Source organism: Nonomuraea sp. NPDC005650, from assembly GCF_040605375.1.
GTDB lineage: Bacteria > Actinomycetota > Actinomycetes > Streptosporangiales > Streptosporangiaceae > Nonomuraea.
In genome coordinates this window covers 153,098-169,860 of record NZ_JBEXCR010000011.1, presented here as the reverse complement: position 1 = coordinate 169,860, position 16,763 = coordinate 153,098, and the positions used below count along the sequence as shown (strand labels likewise).

The 16,763-nt window shown below is 70.5% G+C and carries 14 protein-coding genes; 6 read left to right on the top strand and 8 right to left on the bottom strand.

What is annotated here, in order from left to right; translation table 11 throughout:
• Positions 1 to 13 precede the first annotated feature (13 nt).
• Complete coding sequence (locus tag ABZS69_RS20625) at positions 14 to 661, bottom strand: HAD family hydrolase (RefSeq protein ID WP_355374540.1); 648 nt, start codon at positions 659 to 661, stop codon at positions 14 to 16.
• Complete coding sequence (locus ABZS69_RS20620) at positions 658 to 1,104, bottom strand: MarR family transcriptional regulator (protein ID WP_355374537.1); 447 nt, start codon at positions 1,102 to 1,104, stop codon at positions 658 to 660. Before ABZS69_RS20620 ends, ABZS69_RS20625 begins: the two co-directional genes overlap by 4 nt.
• A gap of 80 nt (positions 1,105 to 1,184) precedes the next feature.
• Between ABZS69_RS20620 and ABZS69_RS20615 the strand changes: the two genes are divergently transcribed.
• On the top strand, positions 1,185 to 1,613 hold the full coding sequence (locus ABZS69_RS20615) for an SgcJ/EcaC family oxidoreductase (protein WP_355374534.1): 429 nt from the start codon (positions 1,185 to 1,187) through the stop codon (positions 1,611 to 1,613).
• Here ABZS69_RS20615 and ABZS69_RS20610 read toward each other — a convergent pair.
• Entirely contained in the window at positions 1,579 to 2,127 is a 549-nt protein-coding gene (locus ABZS69_RS20610) for an AAA family ATPase (protein WP_355374531.1), read from the bottom strand. The genes ABZS69_RS20615 and ABZS69_RS20610 overlap by 35 nt on opposite strands.
• A 63-nt stretch (positions 2,128 to 2,190) precedes the next feature.
• Positions 2,191 to 3,726 carry a long-chain fatty acid--CoA ligase gene (locus tag ABZS69_RS20605; protein WP_355374528.1) on the bottom strand — a complete coding sequence of 512 codons (1,536 nt, stop codon included), beginning with the start codon at positions 3,724 to 3,726 and terminating at the stop codon, positions 2,191 to 2,193.
• A 141-nt stretch (positions 3,727 to 3,867) separates the two neighbouring features.
• On the opposite strand from ABZS69_RS20605, the gene ABZS69_RS20600 reads away from it, so the two are divergent.
• The 3 genes from ABZS69_RS20600 to ABZS69_RS20590 all read left to right on the top strand — a co-directional run bounded on the left by ABZS69_RS20600 (position 3,868) and on the right by ABZS69_RS20590 (position 7,699).
• Positions 3,868 to 5,412, top strand: coding sequence for a GMC family oxidoreductase N-terminal domain-containing protein (locus ABZS69_RS20600; RefSeq protein ID WP_355374525.1), 1,545 nt, complete (start codon positions 3,868 to 3,870; stop codon positions 5,410 to 5,412).
• A gap of 44 nt (positions 5,413 to 5,456) precedes the next feature.
• Complete coding sequence (locus ABZS69_RS20595) at positions 5,457 to 6,710, top strand: cytochrome P450 (protein ID WP_355374522.1); 1,254 nt, start codon at positions 5,457 to 5,459, stop codon at positions 6,708 to 6,710.
• A 107-nt stretch (positions 6,711 to 6,817) separates the two neighbouring features.
• Complete coding sequence (locus ABZS69_RS20590) at positions 6,818 to 7,699, top strand: alpha/beta hydrolase (RefSeq protein WP_355374519.1); 882 nt, start codon at positions 6,818 to 6,820, stop codon at positions 7,697 to 7,699.
• Here ABZS69_RS20590 and ABZS69_RS20585 read toward each other — a convergent pair.
• Positions 7,689 to 8,783: an RNA methyltransferase gene (locus tag ABZS69_RS20585; protein ID WP_355374516.1), complete on the bottom strand. Its 1,095-nt coding sequence runs from the start codon at positions 8,781 to 8,783 to the stop codon at positions 7,689 to 7,691. The two genes, ABZS69_RS20590 and ABZS69_RS20585, sit on opposite strands and share 11 nt — an antisense overlap.
• A 206-nt stretch (positions 8,784 to 8,989) precedes the next feature.
• On the opposite strand from ABZS69_RS20585, the gene ABZS69_RS20580 reads away from it, so the two are divergent.
• The gene (locus ABZS69_RS20580) at positions 8,990 to 10,231 is read left to right on the top strand and encodes a cytochrome P450 (RefSeq protein WP_355374514.1); all 1,242 of its coding nucleotides are present in this window, start codon (positions 8,990 to 8,992) and stop codon (positions 10,229 to 10,231) included.
• Here the strand turns inward: ABZS69_RS20580 and ABZS69_RS20575 are convergent, their stop codons facing one another.
• On the bottom strand, positions 10,232 to 12,265 hold the full coding sequence (locus tag ABZS69_RS20575) for a hypothetical protein (protein WP_355374511.1): 2,034 nt from the start codon (positions 12,263 to 12,265) through the stop codon (positions 10,232 to 10,234).
• A gap of 528 nt (positions 12,266 to 12,793) precedes the next feature.
• On the opposite strand from ABZS69_RS20575, the gene leuS reads away from it, so the two are divergent.
• A complete protein-coding gene (leuS, locus tag ABZS69_RS20570; protein ID WP_355374509.1) occupies positions 12,794 to 15,277 on the top strand; it encodes a leucine--tRNA ligase in 2,484 nt (827 codons plus the stop codon).
• A gap of 1 nt (position 15,278) precedes the next feature.
• Here the strand turns inward: leuS and ABZS69_RS20565 are convergent, their stop codons facing one another.
• On the bottom strand, positions 15,279 to 16,247 hold the full coding sequence (locus tag ABZS69_RS20565; protein WP_355374507.1) for a TIGR03557 family F420-dependent LLM class oxidoreductase: 969 nt from the start codon (positions 16,245 to 16,247) through the stop codon (positions 15,279 to 15,281).
• Between the two features lie 29 nt (positions 16,248 to 16,276).
• Positions 16,277 to 16,699 (bottom strand): hypothetical protein, encoded by a 423-nt coding sequence (locus tag ABZS69_RS20560; RefSeq protein WP_355374505.1) that lies wholly within the window; start codon positions 16,697 to 16,699, stop codon positions 16,277 to 16,279.
• Between the last annotated feature and the right edge of the window lie 64 nt (positions 16,700 to 16,763).

The following is a 16,763-nucleotide window of genomic DNA, read 5'->3' as shown; positions in this document are numbered from 1 at the left end:
CGATCAGGACATTTCACTTCAGCCGGATTAACAGCTCGATGGCGGACAGCACGTCGGTCACCGTGTGATCGGCCACGACCCCGCCGGAGACTCCGCGATCGACCCAGATCGTCCGCAATCCCGCCTGGCGGCCGCCCGCGACGTCCTTCTCGGGGTCGTCGCCGATGACCCAGCCGTCCGGCCTCAGCGACGCGCCGCACCTGCGGGCCGCGATCTCGAACAGCCGGACGTCGGGCTTCCGCACGCCCTCCGCGCCGGAGATCGCCCAGCCGTCCACGCGGGCCGCGAGCCCCGTACGCTCGATCTTGCCGGTCTGGTTGTCGGCCATCCCGTTCGTCGCGATGCCGATCAGCCAACCGGCCGCCCGCAGCCGCTCGAGCCCGTCGAGCACCTGTGCGGGGCACGAGATCAGGTGCGGCAGCCGGGCCCGGTAGGCCGCCCACAGCGCGTCGACCGGCTCGGCCAGCCCGAAGTGCTCGCGGGCCAGCCCGAAGAAGGCGTCCATGGGCAGGGACCCGTCCGCGTCCGTCGCCACCATCCACGCCACCGCCTCCTCGTCGAGCCCCCGCTCGGCGGCGAACTCGGCGGCCCACAGCTTGAAGGCGGACAGCCGGTCGATGAGCGTGTTGTCCAGGTCGAAGAGGGCCAGGGGGCGCGTCACGCGTTCCTCGCCGCGACGAGCTCGTCGGTGGCCGAGCGGTACGCCGCTGTCGCCCGCCCGAAGTAGTCGAACAGCGTGGCCCGCTCCGCCTCCGGATACTCCTGGATCAACGCGGCCAGCCGCGCCCGGGTGCCCGCCAGCACCTCGTCGAGCCGTTCCGGCCGGCCTGTCGACTCGACCATGACCTTGCGCCGGTCCGCGGGGTCGGGCGCGCGGCGTGCGTACCCGCCCTCCTCCAGGCGGTCGATCAGCCGCGTCGTGGCGCCGGTGGTCAGCCCCGTCTGGGCGGCCAGCTCGCCGGAGGTGAGCGGCCCGGTGAGGTCGAGCAGGTTGAGCGCGTAATAGTCGGTGGCGTTGAGTCCGGCGGCCTCGGCGGCGGCCAGGCTGTTGAGCACGATCGCGCTCAGGTAGCGCCGGAAGACGGCGCTCGGGTCGGTTGACAAGCCCAACTCCTCTTCCTTAACTTAATATCTGCATGAGAGCAGAGACTTATCTAGTGCAAATAATATCAGAGGGAGCGGAAATGATCACCAGTGAGATCCAGGAGCTGTTCGCCGAACTGGAGGACGCCTGGAACCGTGGCGACGGCGCCGCGTACGGCGCCTGCTTCACCGGCGACGCCACCTACACGACCTTTGCCGGCACCGTCTACCGCGGCCGCGACGACCTGGCCGCCGGTCACCAGGCCCTCTTCGACACCGTGCTGAAGGGCACGAGGATGTTCAACGAGCTCACGGGGGTGCGCTTCTACGGCCCAGCCACCGCTGTGGTCACCGGCAAGGGAGACGTGGCCAGGAAGCGCCCCGGCAAGCTGGCCAAGGTGCAGACGTACACGCTGGTCCGCGAGACGGACGGCCGGTGGCGCATCGCGGCCTTCCACAACACCCGGCGCCGGCCGCTGATCGAGGCGGTGTCGTTCAGGTACGTCCCGGCCAGCCGGCCGCGCGGATGAGGAACGCGGCCCGCTCCTCGACCGGCGCCCTGGGCAGCGTGACCACCGAGTAGCCGTAGTCCGCGTAGGCCCGTACGACCGCCTCGTACGTCCGCTCGGCCTCCCCGAGGCTCTGCCTGCGCTCGCTGTCGTGCTCGTAGATCTCCGGCCACGGCGGCGCGGCGAACACCCGCCGGTGGTAGCGGTACGTCCGAGCCGCGTTGTGCAGGTGCTCTGGCACCGTACGCCCCAGCATGCGCAGATAGCCGATCGTGTCCACCAGCCCCCGATCGAAGACCACGGGCCCCGCGCCCGAGGCGGCGTGATAGGACCGCAGGTCCCACGACAGCATCAGCTCGGCGAACAGCCCCGGGTCCAGCCACGGCAGCGCCGGCCCCGAGATCGCCACCTGGTCCCGGATGATCGCCCGCCCGGCCTCCGGCTGCGCCCGGAACCCCATCGAGGCGAGGTGCCCGACCAGGGTGCTCTTCCCCGCGCCCGGCCCTCCGGTGATGACGACGTAGCCGTCCGCCATGTGACCTCCCAAAGAGAAAGGCGCGGGCAGAGTGCCCGCGCCTGAGGGAAAGGAGTCGACCGGTTACCGGAGCTCGCGCTTGAGGATCTTGCCCGTGGCCGTCATCGGCAGGGAGTCACGGAACTCGACGATCCGGGGGTACTTGTAGGCCGCCATGTTGTCCTTGGCCCAGGCGATCAGCTCGTCCTCGGTGATCGTCACGCCCGGCGCGGGGATGACGTACGCCTTGATCTCCTCGCCGTGGGACTCGTGCGCGACCCCCACCACGGCGGCCAGCGACACGGCCTCGTGGGTCATCAGGACCTCTTCGAGCTCCCGCGGATAGACGTTGAAGCCGCCACGGATGATCATGTCCTTGGCCCGGTCGACGATGGAATAGTACCCGTCCGCGTCACGGGTCGCGATGTCGCCCGTGCGGAACCAGCCGTCCTGCATCACCTCGGCCGTCGCCTCCGGGCGGCCGTAGTAGCCCTTCATGATGTTGTGGCCGCGGACGGCGATCTCGCCGGGGCCCTCGCCCTCGACGGTCTTCCAGTCGCCGTCGACCAGTTTCATCTCCACGCCCCAGATCGGCGTGCCGATGGTGCCGGGCTTGGTGGGGCGGCCGAGCTGGTTGAAGCTGGCCACCGGCGAGGTCTCCGACAGGCCGTACCCCTCCAGGATGCCGACGCCGACGGTCCGCTCGAAGTCCTTGAGCACCTCGACCGGCGAGGACGCGCCGCCGGCGACGGCGACGCGAAGGGCGCGGGGCACCTCCGCGCCCTCCGCGTGGATCTTGGTGAGCATGCCCCAGTACATCGTCGGCACCCCGGCGAAGAACGTGACGCCCTCCTTGGCCATGAGCGCGAGCGCCTCGCCCGGGTCGAAGCGCGGCAGCAGCACGACGGTGGCGCCGCGCAGGAAACCGGTGTTCATGACGACGGTCTGGCCGAAGGAGTGGAACAGCGGCAGGACCGCCAGGTACGTGTCACCCTCGTCGGTGCGGGGGAACATCTTGTCGCTGACCATGGCGTTCATGAGCATGTTCTGGTGGCTGAGCTCGGCGCCCTTGGGCTGGCCCGTGGTGCCCGAGGTGTAGAGGATCACCGCGGTGTCGTCGGGCGCCGTCTGCACGGTCGCGAACTCGCCCGCCATGCCGCCCAGCGCCGCCCAGATCGACTCGCCGTACTCGGACTCGGTCGCGAGCGGGGTCGCGGGCAGCACGAAGAAGTGCTCGCAGCCCTCCGCGGCCTCGAAGCCCGCCTTGCCGCGCTCGCCCAGCGGCAGCTCGGGCGTGCCCTCGAAGCAGAAGAAGGCCTTGGCGTCGCTGTCGCCGAGGTGGTAGGTGATCTCCCGCGACTGCAGCAGCACGTTGAGCGGCACCACCGTGGCGCCGGTCTTCAGGATGCCGTAATAGACGAACGGGAAGTACGGCAGGTTGGGGCACGCCAGCGCGACCTTGTCTCCCTTGCCGACGCCTCGGGCGACGAGGAGGTTCGCGACCTGGTTGGCGATGGTGTCGATCATGGAGTACGGCAGCCGCATGTCGCCGAAGACGATGGCGGTGCCGTCAGGGGTGTTCCTGGCGCTGTCCTCCAGGACGATCGACAGGTTGAGCATGGCGCCTTCCTCCTCTGAGCCGGGGCTTGGGCGCCATCCTCGCAAAAGGTCATACCGACTAGTAGGTAACCGAGGTCACAACTCCATATGGACGTGCCGCCCGGCCTGGAGTAAGCAAGTAACAAGTTACTTGGAGGAGCCATGGAGTACGACTACGTGATCGTCGGGGCGGGATCCGCCGGGTGTGTGCTGGCCAACAGGCTCTCGGCCGATCCGGGCGTGTCGGTCGCGCTGGTCGAGGCGGGTGGCCAGGACGACAAGCTGGAGATCCGCATGCCCGCCGGCTTCGCCAAGCTGTTCAAGACCGACTACGACTGGAACTACACCACGGCCAAGCAGAGCGAGATGTCGGGCCGCGAGCTCTACTGGCCGCGAGGCCGCGTGATCGGCGGCTCGTCCTCGCTCAACGCCCAGATGTGGGTGCGCGGCTGCGAGCGCGACTACGACCAGTGGGACATCCCGGGCTGGTCGTACGGCGAGGTCCTGCCGTACTTCACCAGGGCCGAGCACCGCGTCGGCAGCAACGAGGGCGGCGTCTACGGCACCGCCGGGCCGGTCTACATCTCCGAGCTGCGCAGCCCCAACGTCACCACCGCCGCGTTCCTCAAGGCGTGCGAGGAGCTCGGCTTCACCCGGCTCGGCGAGCTGAACGGCCGCTCCAACGAGGGCTACTGCCCCACCCCCGTCACCCAGAACCGGGGCCGCAGGTGGAGCTCGGCCGACGCCTACCTGCGCCCGGCCAAGGCCCGGCCCAACCTCCACGTGATCACCGGGGCGACCGTGGACCGGGTGGTGTTCGAGGGCAGGCGCGCGATCGGCATCGAGCACAGCGGGGGTGCCCAGATCAAGGCCAGGAGCGAGGTCATCCTGTCCGCGGGCGCGATCGGCTCCCCGTACCTGCTGATGCGCTCCGGCGTGGGCGCGCCCGACGAGCTGCGCGACGCCGGGGTCACGGTCGTGCACGAGCTGCCCGAGGTCGGCAAGAACCTCCAGGACCACCTCTCGTCCGGCGTGTTCGTCGAGTGCAAGCAGCCGGTGACGCTGACCAAGGCCGAGTCGATCAGCAACCTGCTGCGTTACATCGTGCTGCGCTCCGGCATGCTCACCACGAACGTGGGCGAGGCGGTCGCGTTCATCAAGACCTCGGCCGAGGAGCCCGCGCCCGACATCGAGCTGATCTTCGCGCCCGTGCCGTTCGTCGACCACGGCCTCGCCCCGCCGACCGGCCACGGGCTCACCGTCGGGGTCGTGCTGCTGCAGCCGGAGAGCCGCGGCCGGGTCGGGCTCAACGGCCGGGACGCGGTCATTGACCCCGGCTACCTGAGCGCGGAGGCCGACGTCAAGCGCCTGGTCGCCGGGCTGAAGACGGCCAAGCAGGTCTTCGCCACGGCGGCGATGAAGCCGTGGGCAGGCGGGCCGATGGCGCCGTACTGGGCGCCGGAGAGCGACGAGGAGCTCGCGCGGTGGGTGCGCGAGCGCGGCGAGACGCTCTACCACCCGGTCGGCACCTGCCGCATGGGCACGGACGACGCCTCCGTGGTCGATCCCTCCCTGCGCGTACGCGGCGTCGAAGGGCTCAGGGTCGTCGACGTGTCCGTGATGCCGACGTTGAACCGCGGCCACACGCATGCCCCGGCTATCATGATCGGCGAAAAGGCAGCAGATTTAATCGGTAAGCACCAGTAAGTGCCCCTTGACGTAAGTGGGCACTTGCAGAAGGCTTGTGTGATATGACACTGTCCGCTGACCTGGACCTGTCGCAGATCCCGTTCTGGGGGCTGCCGCAGTCCGAGCGAAATGAGGCCTTCCGCAGGCTGAGACAGCTGGACCGCCCGGTCTTCATGCGGGAGCAGATCGTGCCGTTCATCGGCGGCGGTCCCGGCTTCTACGCCCTCGTACGCCACGCCGACGTGACCGAGGCCAGCAGGAACGCGGCCGTGTTCAGCAGCGAGCCCTGTTCCAACAGCATCCCCGACATGCCGCGCTGGCTGAGCGTGTACTTCGGCTCGATGATCAACATGGACGACCCGAGGCACGCGCAGTTACGGCGGGTCGTGTCCAGGGCGTTCACGCCGCGCATCCTGGCGAAGATGGAAGAGGACCTGGCCAGGGCCGCCGCCGAGATCGTGGACGAGGCGATCGAGCAGGGGCCGGGCGACTTCGTCGCGCAGGTGGCCGCCAAGCTCCCCGTACGCGTCATCTGCGACATGATGGGGATCCCGGCCGAATTCCATGACATGGTGCTGCAGCAGACCAACGTCATCCTGGGCAACGCCGACCCCGAGTACACCGGCGTCGGCACCGACCTCAACCGCCGAAACGTCGCCAAGGGCCTGGCCAAGCTGCTGCGCGCCGGCTACTCACTCAACCGGCTGGCCGCCCGCCTGGGCGACGAGCGGCGCAAGCGCCCCACGGGCGACCTGGTCAGCCTGCTGGTCAACGGCGAGGAGCGGCTCAGCCCGCAGCAACTGGGGTCGTTCTTCATCCTGCTGGTGGTGGCGGGCAGCGAGACCACCCGCAACGCCATCGCGCACGGTCTCAAGCTCTTCACCGACCACCCCGAGCAGCGCGCGATCCTGCTGAACAACTTCGACGGCCACATCGTCACCGCGTGCGACGAGATCATCCGGTACGCCACGCCGGTGATCCAGTTCCGCCGCACGCTGACACGGGACCACGAGATGAACGGCATGCGGTACCGGAAGGGCGACAAGGTGCTGCTCTTCTACAACTCCGCCAACCGCGACGAAGCCGTCTTCCCGGACCCCGACACCTTCGACATCACCCGCGACCCCAACCCGCACGTCGGCTTCGGCGGGCCAGGGCCGCACTACTGCCTGGGCGCGCACCTGGCGCGCAGGGAGATGACCGTGATGTTCCGCGAGCTGTTCACCCGCGTGCCGCACATCCAGGCCGTGGGCGAGCCCGACCACCTGCTGTCCAACTTCATCAACGGCATCAAGCACATGGACTACACCTTCTGACCGGCGCGCGCGGGCACCCGTGCCCGCCGCGGGAGTTCCCCTCTGTGACGCAGGCCCCTTCAAGTTGTAGTACTCCTGAGGCGGGCCGAATGCTAGGTTTCGCAGTCATGGAGATCAGGACTGTCCACGCCAATGGGGTGGAGTTCGCGTATCTGTCGTTGGGGGAGGGGCCGCTGGCGCTGTGCCTGCACGGCTTCCCCGACTCCGCGCACACCTGGCGGCACCTGATGCCCGCGCTGGCCCAGCGCGGCTACCGCGCGGTCGCGCCGTTCATGCGGGGCTACGCGCCCACCGAGGTGCCCGCCGACGGCGCGTACGAGGACGCGGCGCTGGTGGCCGACGTCCGCGCGCTGCACGAGGAGCTCGGGGGCGACGAGGACGCGGTCGTCATCGGGCACGACTGGGGCGCCTTCCCCGTTTACCACCTGGCAGGACGCTTCCGCCGGGCCGTCACGCTCGCGGTGCCGCCGCCCGGCTCGCTCGGCGCCGGGTTCCTGGAGTACGACCAGCTCAAGCGGTCCTTCTACATCTTCCTCTTCCAGACGGGCCTGGGCGAGGCGGCCGCCGCGAGCCCCGGCTTCTTCGAGAACCTCTGGCACGACTGGTCGCCCGGCTACGACGCCCGCGAGGACCTGGAGTTCGTACGGCGCAGCATCGGCGCGCCCGCCAACCTGAGCGCGGCCCTCGGCTACTACCGGGCCATGCTCGGCACCACGCCGCCCTCCGGCCGCTACCCGGCCCTGGAGGGCGGGGTCACCGGCCCCGTCCTGTACCTGCACGGCGCCCAGGACGGATGCCTGGGCCCCGGGCTGGCCAAGAACGCGGCGGGTCACCTGCCCCCGGGCTCGCGGTCCGAGCAGGTGGCGGGCGCCGGGCACTTCCTGCACCTGGAGCGCCCGGCCGAGGTCAACCGGCTCATCCTCGACTGGCTCGGCGCGCCGTCGTCGGCCGAGATGACCCAAGTCCGCCCGCGGGGGTTCACCTCCTGACGGGGCCCGCCTCCTTCCTGAGGACCGCGATCACCGGATGCTGCCCCGAGAGGCTGACCCGGACCGCCTCCTCCAGCGCGAACCCGCGCGGGATCCCGTCGTGCACCAGCGCCACGACGAGCCCGTCGCCGGACAGCACCCGCCGGACCTCCCGCCACAGCGGGCCGAGGTCACGTGCGAGCAGCCCACGGGGCGGCACCTGACGCCCCCAGGGTGGGTTCACCAGCACCCGGTCCACGCTCCCGTCGGCGACCGGGATCCGCCCGCCGTCCGCCACGCCCCACCGGAACGCCGCCCCGCCGTCGGCCCCGGCCCGCGTGTCGGCCCCGGCCTGCGCGTCGGCCCCGGTCCGCGCGTCGGCCCCGGCCTGCGCGTTGGCGCTCGCGGCGCGGAGCGCGGCCGGGTCATGGTCGAAGCCCAGCAGCCGCGCCCGAGGGGCTGACGCCCGGGCCTCGATCAGCGTCGTGCCCGCGCCGCAGCACGGGTCGAGCACCGTCCCCGCGCTCCCGAGGCGGGCCAGCGCCGCCATGGCGGCGGCCACCGGCGGGTGCAGCGTGCCCCGGATCGAGGCCGTCTTGTACGCCCGCCGGTGCAGCGGCCGGTCCGCCGCCCGCAGCGCGATGAGCGCCCGCTCGCCCTCGATCGTGACCCGCCACGCCATCGCGTCCCGCGGCGGCCGCGCACCGTCCCTCCTGGAGTGGTACGGCAGCCGCAACGGCCGGGCCAGCTCGGCCCCGACCGCGTCCTCGATCTCGAACCGGGTGTAGTTGCGGCGCCCGACGAACGACGCCGACACCTCCACCCCGTTGCCGGAGCTCACCAGGCTCCGCACGTCCACCGCCCGCGCCGCCAGGGCCAGCCGGCGCAGCGCGGAGCGGCCGTGGCCGATCCCGTCCACCACGGCGGCGGCGAGCAGCACGTCGTCCGCGGTCCGCAGGCCCAGCAGGTCGGCCCCCGGCGGGGCCTCGAACCACACCTCGCGGTGGCGCACCCCGCGCACCACGCCCAGCCGGGAACGTCGAATCTCCGTGGCCACCAGGGGCTCGATGCCGTGCACCGCCCTGGCCACGGCAAAGGTATGCACGTGTCCTTCTCCCGCGTCGCGACCCGGGACGGCGCTCGCTCAGCCGTCCCGCATCGCCGGCGGTGGGGTCGTCCGCGACCCGCCGGCGGATCGCTACCGGAGGTGGAAGAAGAACGTCATGCGCGCCACCCTAGAACCCGCCCGCCGTCGCAGGCCACCGGTTTTCTTCATTGACGTAAGTGGTTGCTTTCCCAAAAGATGGGGATATGAGCGTCCTTGACTTCGATCTGTCTGAGCGCGACTTCTGGGCCCGGCCCATGAGCGAGCGCGAGGAGGCGTTCGAGCGGCTGCGCTCGCTGGAGACCCCCGCCTTCTTCCAGGAGATGGAGGTCGACTTCGCGCCCCCGGGCCCCGGCTACCACGCGCTGGTCAAGCACGCCGACATCCTTGAGGCCAGCCGCAACCCCGAGGTCTTCTGCTCGGGCGGCGGCGGCGCGACGAACATCCCCGACATGCCCGCCGAGTTCGCCGAGTACTTCGGCTCGATGATCAACATGGACGACCCGCGCCACGCCAGGCTGCGCCGGATCGTCTCGCGCGCGTTCACGCCCAAGATGATCAAACAGTTCGAGTCGGACGTGGAGGCGGCGGCCGTCGCCATCGTGGACGACCTGCTGGCGAAGGGGCCGGGCTGCGACTTCGTCACCGAGGTCGCCGCGCGCCTCCCACTGAAGATCATCTGCGACATGATGGGCATCCCCGAGCGGGACTACCAGTTCGTCTTCGAGCGCTCGAACGTCATCCTCGGCGGCTTCGACCCCGAATACGGCGGCGCCGACCTCGACCAGCTCGCCGAGCGCCTGCTCAACGCCGGCATGGAGCTCCAGCAGCTCGTGCAGGACCTCGCCGCCCATCGCACCGACCACCCCACGGACGACCTGACCTCGTCCCTGGTCAACGCCAACATCGACGGCGAGCGGCTGACGCTGCAGGAGCTGGGGTCGTTCTTCATCCTGCTGGTGGTGGCGGGCAACGAGACCACCAGGAACGCCATCTCGTACGGCCTGCGCCTGCTCACCAACCACCCCGAGCAGCGCGCGCTCTGGCTGGAGGACGTCGACGGGCACGCGCCCGGCGCCGTCGAGGAGATCGTCCGGCTGGCCTCCCCGGTGAACTTCATGCGCCGCAAGGTCACCCGGGACCACGAGATGAACGGGCACCTCTACCGCAAGGGCGAGAAGGCGGTCCTGTTCTACTGGTCGGCGAACAGGGACGAGAGCGTGTTCGCCGACCCGCTCCGCTTCGACATCACCCGGCAGCCCAACCCGCACGTCGGCTTCGGCGGGCCCGGTCCCCACTTCTGCCTGGGCGCGCACCTGGCCAGGCGGGAGATCACGGTGATGTTCCGCGAGCTGCTGCGCCGCGTGCCGCGGATCGAGGGCGGCAGGCCCGACCGGCTGCACTCCATGTTCATCAACGGGATCAAGCACATGGAGTGCGACTTCTGATCAGCCCTGGGCGCCGAGCCTCAGCTGGTTCATGACCGTGCGGACGTCGGGCAGGAGCTGCTTGCTCTCGGTCGGGATCGACATGTAGACGATGGCCGGGAGGTTGCCGCCGGTGTTGACGGCCATCGTCACGATCGTGGCCTTCTCCGTGTCCGACGTCAGCGAGTACGCGATCAGCCGTCCCGTGTTGTCGCCCACCTTGATCGGCTGCTGGGCGATCTTGCGCACCTTGTTGCCGGTGGGGAAGAAGCGCTTGCGCGCGTCCAGCACCACCTGCTTGATGACCGGCTCCAGGTTGTCCTTCTCGTAGTACGAGGCCAGCTTCTGCGGCAGCGGGCCGGACATGAGCTGGGCGCTCTTGTCCTGCGTGATCGGGACGAACTGGCGGGTGTCGTAGTTGTACGTCGCCTTGACGGTGGTGCGCGTGTCCAGCCGCCAGGTGCCGCCCAGGCGCGGGAGCGAGATCCCGGCGGCGGCGTCGGGCACCCGGCCGAGGACGGGGGCGGCCTTGCCCGGGTACTTCGGCAGCGGGCCGATCGTGGTCGAGGACTTCGTGGCGCTCGGCTTCTGCGCGGTCGTGGGCTGCTCGGCCGCGGTGTTGGAGGCCGCCGGGTCGTCGCCGGCCAGCGGGCCGGCGAGGAACGCCCACAGCAGCGCCGCGACCAGCGCGATCGCCACGGAGCCGCCCAGCGCGTAGATCCAGATGGGCTTGCCCTGGCTCTCTTCCTCCAGGTCGTCCTGGTCGCCCATGGACTGGTAGTTGTCGCCGAAGACGGTGTTCCAGAGCTCCTGCTGGCGCTCCGGCGGCGGCGTGCGGGAGCCGCTGATCTGGCCCGCGGTCACGAACGGGCGGTCGGGGTCCGAGGGGTCGCGGCTGAGGTTCGAGCCGGGGCGGGGGGCGCCCGTGTCCTCGTCGGGGGGCGTGGTGCCGGTGTGCGAAGAGTCCATATTGGGGGTGGAGGGTACGGCGCGGTCGTTGAGCAGGTTCTCGGAGTGCTGGGCGTACGTCATCGTCCGCTCTTCGGAGGGGTGCGACTGCCGGGGCGGCGCGTGCGCTCCCTGTGGGAGGTCGTCCACCTGGTACATCGCCGTCGCCTGCTCCGGAGCGCCGGCCCTGTCCCGCTCCGCGGGGGGCCAGGGGGCGGGGGAGGAGAGATTCGACCAGGAGCCGGTGGACGGGGGCGGCTGCTCCCAGGCCGGGACCGGGTCCGGCACCGGGCGGTCCTCGCTGCGCGGGCCGGACTCCGACGCGCCCCGTGAGGGCGCGTCGGGCCAGGAGGTCTGCCCGGCGCTGCCCTGCTGGGGACCCTCGGACCACGAGGACGGCCCACCGGGGAACGGGGCGTCCGGCCGCGCCGACCGCCCGTTCTGCGGTGCGGCGTCGGGCCACGACGAGGGGCCGCCCTGCGGCGGGGAGTCAGGCCAGGAGGACGGGCCGTTCGGCGGCAGCGGGGACGGGCTGCCGGCGCCCTGCGGGGTCTCGGGCCAGGCGGTCGGCGCGCTCTGCGGGGACGTCTCCGGCCATGACGAGGGCCCGCCGCCCGGGAACTGGACGTCGGGCCGGGTGGACGATCCGCCCTGCGGCGAGGTGTCGGGCCAGGACGAGGGGCCGCCGCTCTGGGGCGGGGAGTCGGGCCAGGAGGACGGCCCGTTCTGCGGTGGGGAGTCCGGCCAGGACGACGGCCCGCTCTGCGGTGGGGAGTCCTGCCAGGAGGACGGTCCGGCGCTCGGCGGGGGCGTGTCGGGCCAGGAGGACGGGCCCGCGGGGCCCGCGGGCGGCACGTCCGGCCACGAGGGTCCGGCGGCGCTCTGCGGGGAGGGTCCGGCGGCGTCGCGGGCCGGCGGTGCCGGCCAGGAGGGTCCGGTGGCGCCGTGGGGCGGCAGGTCCGGCCACGACTGCGGGCCCGCGGCCTCGGGACGGCCGGGCTCGGAGCGGGCGCGGCGTGGCGGTTCGGGCCAGGAGTCGTCCGTACGCGGCGGCTCGGGCCACGCCGGGTCCTGCTGGGCGGACCGCGGGGCCTCGGGCCAGGACATGGGGACCTCCGCTGCATGGGCGCCGGGCATGTCACGGCGTGGTGCGTCTGGCCAGGACGGCGGCAGGTGTGGTCCGGAATTCTCCGTTGCCATTGCTGCCGGCCCTCCCGAGGCTCCGTCCGGATAGCCCGTTATATCCGGATTTGACGTACCAGGCATGATCTCATGGGATTTTCCAGGAGATACAGGTGCTTCCGCAGCGAAACGAGCGAAGCCGTGCGGATCCGTCGGCGGGTCCTGCATGGGCAGGCCTACCTCCGGTCGATCGGGCTCAGCTGGGTACACCACGGCGACAAGGGTATTCTTAGGGGACGAAAGAGGTCACAACGGATACATCACCATCAGGTCTCGCTGGACCTGAAGGGTCCATTGTGCCTGTGGACCTCGATCGAGTATCTGCATTCAGCCGAAGACGTGCGCTAGGCTTGACACATGCGTTCCGCGACCCTGCTTCTTAGCGGGCCGCGACGGCCCTGAAGATTCTCGCCGTCGCGGCTACCCCTCGTTGTGTGCACGGGGGGTTTTCTTATGGGTCCGAATCAAGCCAGAAGGACAGTAGCCGTGAGTGAGTACGATCCGCAGGCGCTGCAGGCCAAGTGGCAGCAGCGATGGGAGGAGCAGGAAGCCTACCGGGCGAGCGAAGACCCCGGTGACCCGCGCGAGCGCCGCTACATGCTCGACATGTTCCCCTATCCGTCCGGCGACCTCCACATGGGCCACGCCGAGGCCTTCGGGCTGGGCGACGTGGTCGCGCGTTACTGGAACCAGCAGGGTTACAACGTCATGCACCCGATCGGATGGGACTCCTTCGGCCTGCCGGCGGAGAACGCCGCGATCAAGCGGAACGCCCATCCGGCCGAGTGGACCTACGCCAACATCGAGACGCAGGTCACCTCGTTCAAGCGCTACGCGCTGTCCTTCGACTGGTCGCGCCGTCTGCACACCAGCGACCCCGACTACTACCGGTGGAACCAGTGGCTGTTCAACCGGTTCTACGAGCGCGGGCTGGCCTACCGCAAGGGGGGCCTGGTCAACTGGTGCCCCAACGACCAGACCGTGCTGGCCAACGAGCAGGTCGTGGCCGGCAAGTGCGAGCGCTGCGGCGCCGACGTCGTACGCCGCGAGCTGACGCAGTGGTACTTCAAGATCACTGACTACGCGCAGCGCCTGCTGGACGACATGGAGCAGCTGCAGGAGGGCTGGTCCGAGCGGCTGCTGACCATGCAGCGCAACTGGATCGGCCGCTCCGAGGGCGCCGACGTGCTGTTCGAGATCGAGGGCCGCGACGAGCCGGTCCAGGTCTACACCACGCGGCCCGACACGCTGTTCGGCGCCACGTTCTTCGTGGTCGCCGTGGACGCCAAGCTGGCCGACGAGATCGTCACCGACGAGCACCGCGCCGAGTTCGAGGCCTACCGCGCCGAGGTCGCCAAGCTGAGCGACATCGAGCGGCTGTCCACCGACAAGGAGAAGTCCGGCGTCTTCCTGGGCCGCCACGCGATCAACCCGGTCAACGGCGAGCGCATCCCGGTCTGGGCGGCCGACTACGTGCTGTCCGACTACGGCCACGGCGCCATCATGGCCGTGCCCGCCCACGACCAGCGCGACCTGGACTTCGCGGTGAAGTTCGAGCTGCCGGTGAAGGTCGTCGTGCACACCGGCCTGGCCGACCCCGGCGAGACCGGCGAGGCCACGCCGGGCGAGGGCACGCTGGTCAACTCCGGGCCGCTCGACGGCCTGACCAAGGTCGAGGCCATCTCCAAGATCATCGAGATCCTGGAGCACGACGGCAGGGGCACGGGCGCGGTCAACTACCGGCTGCGCGACTGGCTGCTGTCCCGCCAGCGGTTCTGGGGCACGCCGATCCCGATCATCCACTGCGGCGACTGCGGCGAGGTGCCCGTCCCCGACGAGCAGCTGCCGGTCACGCTGCCCGACATGCGCGGCGAGGCGCTGTCGCCCAAGGGTGTCTCCCCGCTCGCCAGTGCCACCGATTGGGTCAACGTCGAGTGCCCCAAGTGCGGCGGCGCGGCCAAGCGCGACACCGACACGATGGACACGTTCGTCGACTCGTCGTGGTACTACCTGCGTTACTGCTCGCCCGGCTACACCGAGGGCCCGTTCGACGTCGAGCAGGTGCGCAAGTGGGGCCCGATCGACCAGTACGTCGGCGGCATCGAGCACGCGGTGCTGCACCTGCTGTACTCGCGGTTCTTCACCAAGGTCCTGCACGACATGGGCATGGTCGACTTCACCGAGCCGTTCAAGCGCATGCTGAACCAGGGCCAGGTGATCAACGAGGGCAAGGCCATGTCGAAGTCCCTGGGCAACGGCGTGGACCTGGGCAAGCAGATCGACGACTTCGGCGTCGACGCCGTGCGCCTGACCATGGTCTTCGCCGGGCCGCCCGAGGACGACATCGACTGGGCCGACCTCTCGCCGGCCGCGTCGCTGAAGTTCCTGGCCCGCGCGCTGCGCGTCATGTCCGAGGTGGACAGCGCCGCCGGCGTGGCGTTCGAGGGCGGCGACGTCGACCTGCGCAAGGTCACCCACCGCACGATCGACGAGGTCACCAAGCTGATCGAGTCCTACCGCTTCAACGTGGCGGTGGCGCGCATGATGGAGCTGACCTCGGCCACCCGCAAGGCCATCGACTCCGGACCGGGCGCGGGCGACCCGGCGGTGCGCGAGGCCGCGGAGACGCTGGCGATCATGCTGTCGCTGGTGGCCCCGTACACCTCCGAGGAGGGCTGGGAGCGGCTGGGCCGCACCGGCGCCGTCGCCTTCGCCGGGTGGCCGGTGGCCGAGCCCGAGCTGCTGGTGCAGGAGTCGGTCACCTGCGTGGTGCAGGTGGCGGGCAAGGTGCGCGACCGGCTGGAGGTCTCGCCGGACATCACCGAGGACGAGTTGCGGCAGCTGGCGCTGGCCTCGGAGAAGGTCGCCCCCTACCTGACGAACTCGCCCCGCAAGGTGATCGTCCGGGCGCCCAAGCTGGTCAACATCGTCCCGTAACTCATAGCTCGCGCAGGGCCGGCAGCAGCTCCTTCTCCGCCCAGTCGAAGAAGGGCTGCTGCTGGTCGTGCCCGATCTGGACGAGCGCGACGTGCGTGTATCCGGCGTCGGCGAACTCCCTGACGCCTCGCACGACCGCGTCCACGTCGTTCCCGCACGGCACCGTACGCGCCACGTCCTCGGGCCGTACGGTGCCGGTCGCGGCGGCGAAGTTCACCGGGCCGGGCAGCTCGGCCAGGACCTTCCAGCCGCCGGCCGCGGCCCAGCGCCACAGCCGGTGCGCCCGCTGCCTGGCGGCCTCGGGATCGGTGTCGTACGCGATCGGCAGCTGCCCGTACACGGGCCTGCCCTGCCCGCCGGCGGCGTTGAACACGCTGACCACGTCCGGCATCCGATCGTTGACCACCAGCACGTCGCCGTACTCGGCCGCGATCTCCGCGGACTGACCGCCCGAGGCGGCGATGGCGAGCGGGACCGGCCGGTCCGGCAGGTCGTAGAGCTTGGCCGAGTCGACGTCGTAGAACTCGCCCTGGTACGTGACGTAGTCGCCGCCGAACAGCAGCTTGATGATCCGGATCGCCTCGGCGAACATCCGGTGCCTGGTGTCGACGGGCGGCCAGCCCTCGCCGATGACGTGCTCGTTCAGGTTCTCGCCCGACCCGAGGCCCAGCGTGAACCTGCCCTCGCTCAGCACACCCATGGTGGCCGCCTTCTGGGCCACCACGGCGGGGTGGTAGCGCATGATGGGGCAGGTCACGTACGTCATGAGCGGCAGGCGCCGGGTGACCCGGGCCGCTGCGCCGAGCACCGACCAGCAGTACGGCGAGTGCCCCATTTCCTCGACCCAGGGGAAGTAGTGATCGGAGATGACGGCGTAGTCGAAGCCGATCCGTTCGGCCACCGCGGCGTAGTCGACCAGCTCCCGCGCGGGGGTCTGCTCGGACATCAAGGTGTAGCCGATTTGTACCATATCGTCCCGGATACCCGGGTTTATCGACCTTAGTCGGCGGCCTGGAGCTCCTCGATCACCAGCCCCAGGCCGATGCCGAGCAGCCAGACGTCCTTGACCAGCAGGATCCCCTGCTCGGACGGGCGCAGGCCGCCGTCCTTCCGCATCCCCGGCGTCTTGAGATACAGGCCGAGCAGGCCCGCCGCGAACCCCGTCAGCGCGGCCCCCGTCAGCAGCGACGGCACGAACGGCACGAGCAGCGCCGTCCCGAGCGCGATCTCGCATCTGGAGAGCAGCCTGGTGAAGGCCACCGGGTCCATGTCGCGCAGGAACGGGTACGTGTTCGCGGCCATGCCGTGCAAGCCTGCCGCGGTCTGCTCGTCGGCGTCGGCCTTGCCGAGCCCGGAGTTGAGGATGACGGCTCCGGCCGCCAGGCGGGGCGGGAGCTGGTGTGGGCGGGCGAAGAACCTCATAATTCCCCCTCTTCCCGGGCATTTCCGGCACATCCCGCACTTGGCAGTTCGCGGGACGTGGTGG

Excerpts from the sequence above, each read along its gene's own strand:
- ABZS69_RS20615 (WP_355374534.1), top strand. The coding sequence starts at position 1,185 with ATGATCACCAGTGAGATCCAGGAGCTGTTCGCCGAACTGGAGGACGCC.
- ABZS69_RS20610 (WP_355374531.1), bottom strand. The coding sequence starts at position 2,127 with ATGGCGGACGGCTACGTCGTCATCACCGGAGGGCCGGGCGCGGGGAAG.
- ABZS69_RS20605 (WP_355374528.1), bottom strand. The coding sequence starts at position 3,726 with ATGCTCAACCTGTCGATCGTCCTGGAGGACAGCGCCAGGAACACCCCT.
- ABZS69_RS20600 (WP_355374525.1), top strand. The coding sequence starts at position 3,868 with ATGGAGTACGACTACGTGATCGTCGGGGCGGGATCCGCCGGGTGTGTG.
- ABZS69_RS20595 (WP_355374522.1), top strand. The coding sequence starts at position 5,457 with ATGACACTGTCCGCTGACCTGGACCTGTCGCAGATCCCGTTCTGGGGG.
- ABZS69_RS20590 (WP_355374519.1), top strand. The coding sequence starts at position 6,818 with ATGGAGATCAGGACTGTCCACGCCAATGGGGTGGAGTTCGCGTATCTG.
- ABZS69_RS20580 (WP_355374514.1), top strand. The coding sequence starts at position 8,990 with ATGAGCGTCCTTGACTTCGATCTGTCTGAGCGCGACTTCTGGGCCCGG.
- ABZS69_RS20575 (WP_355374511.1), bottom strand. The coding sequence starts at position 12,265 with ATGTCCTGGCCCGAGGCCCCGCGGTCCGCCCAGCAGGACCCGGCGTGG.
- leuS (WP_355374509.1), top strand. The coding sequence starts at position 12,794 with ATGGGTCCGAATCAAGCCAGAAGGACAGTAGCCGTGAGTGAGTACGAT.
- ABZS69_RS20565 (WP_355374507.1), bottom strand. The coding sequence starts at position 16,247 with ATGGTACAAATCGGCTACACCTTGATGTCCGAGCAGACCCCCGCGCGG.
- ABZS69_RS20560 (WP_355374505.1), bottom strand. The coding sequence starts at position 16,699 with ATGAGGTTCTTCGCCCGCCCACACCAGCTCCCGCCCCGCCTGGCGGCC.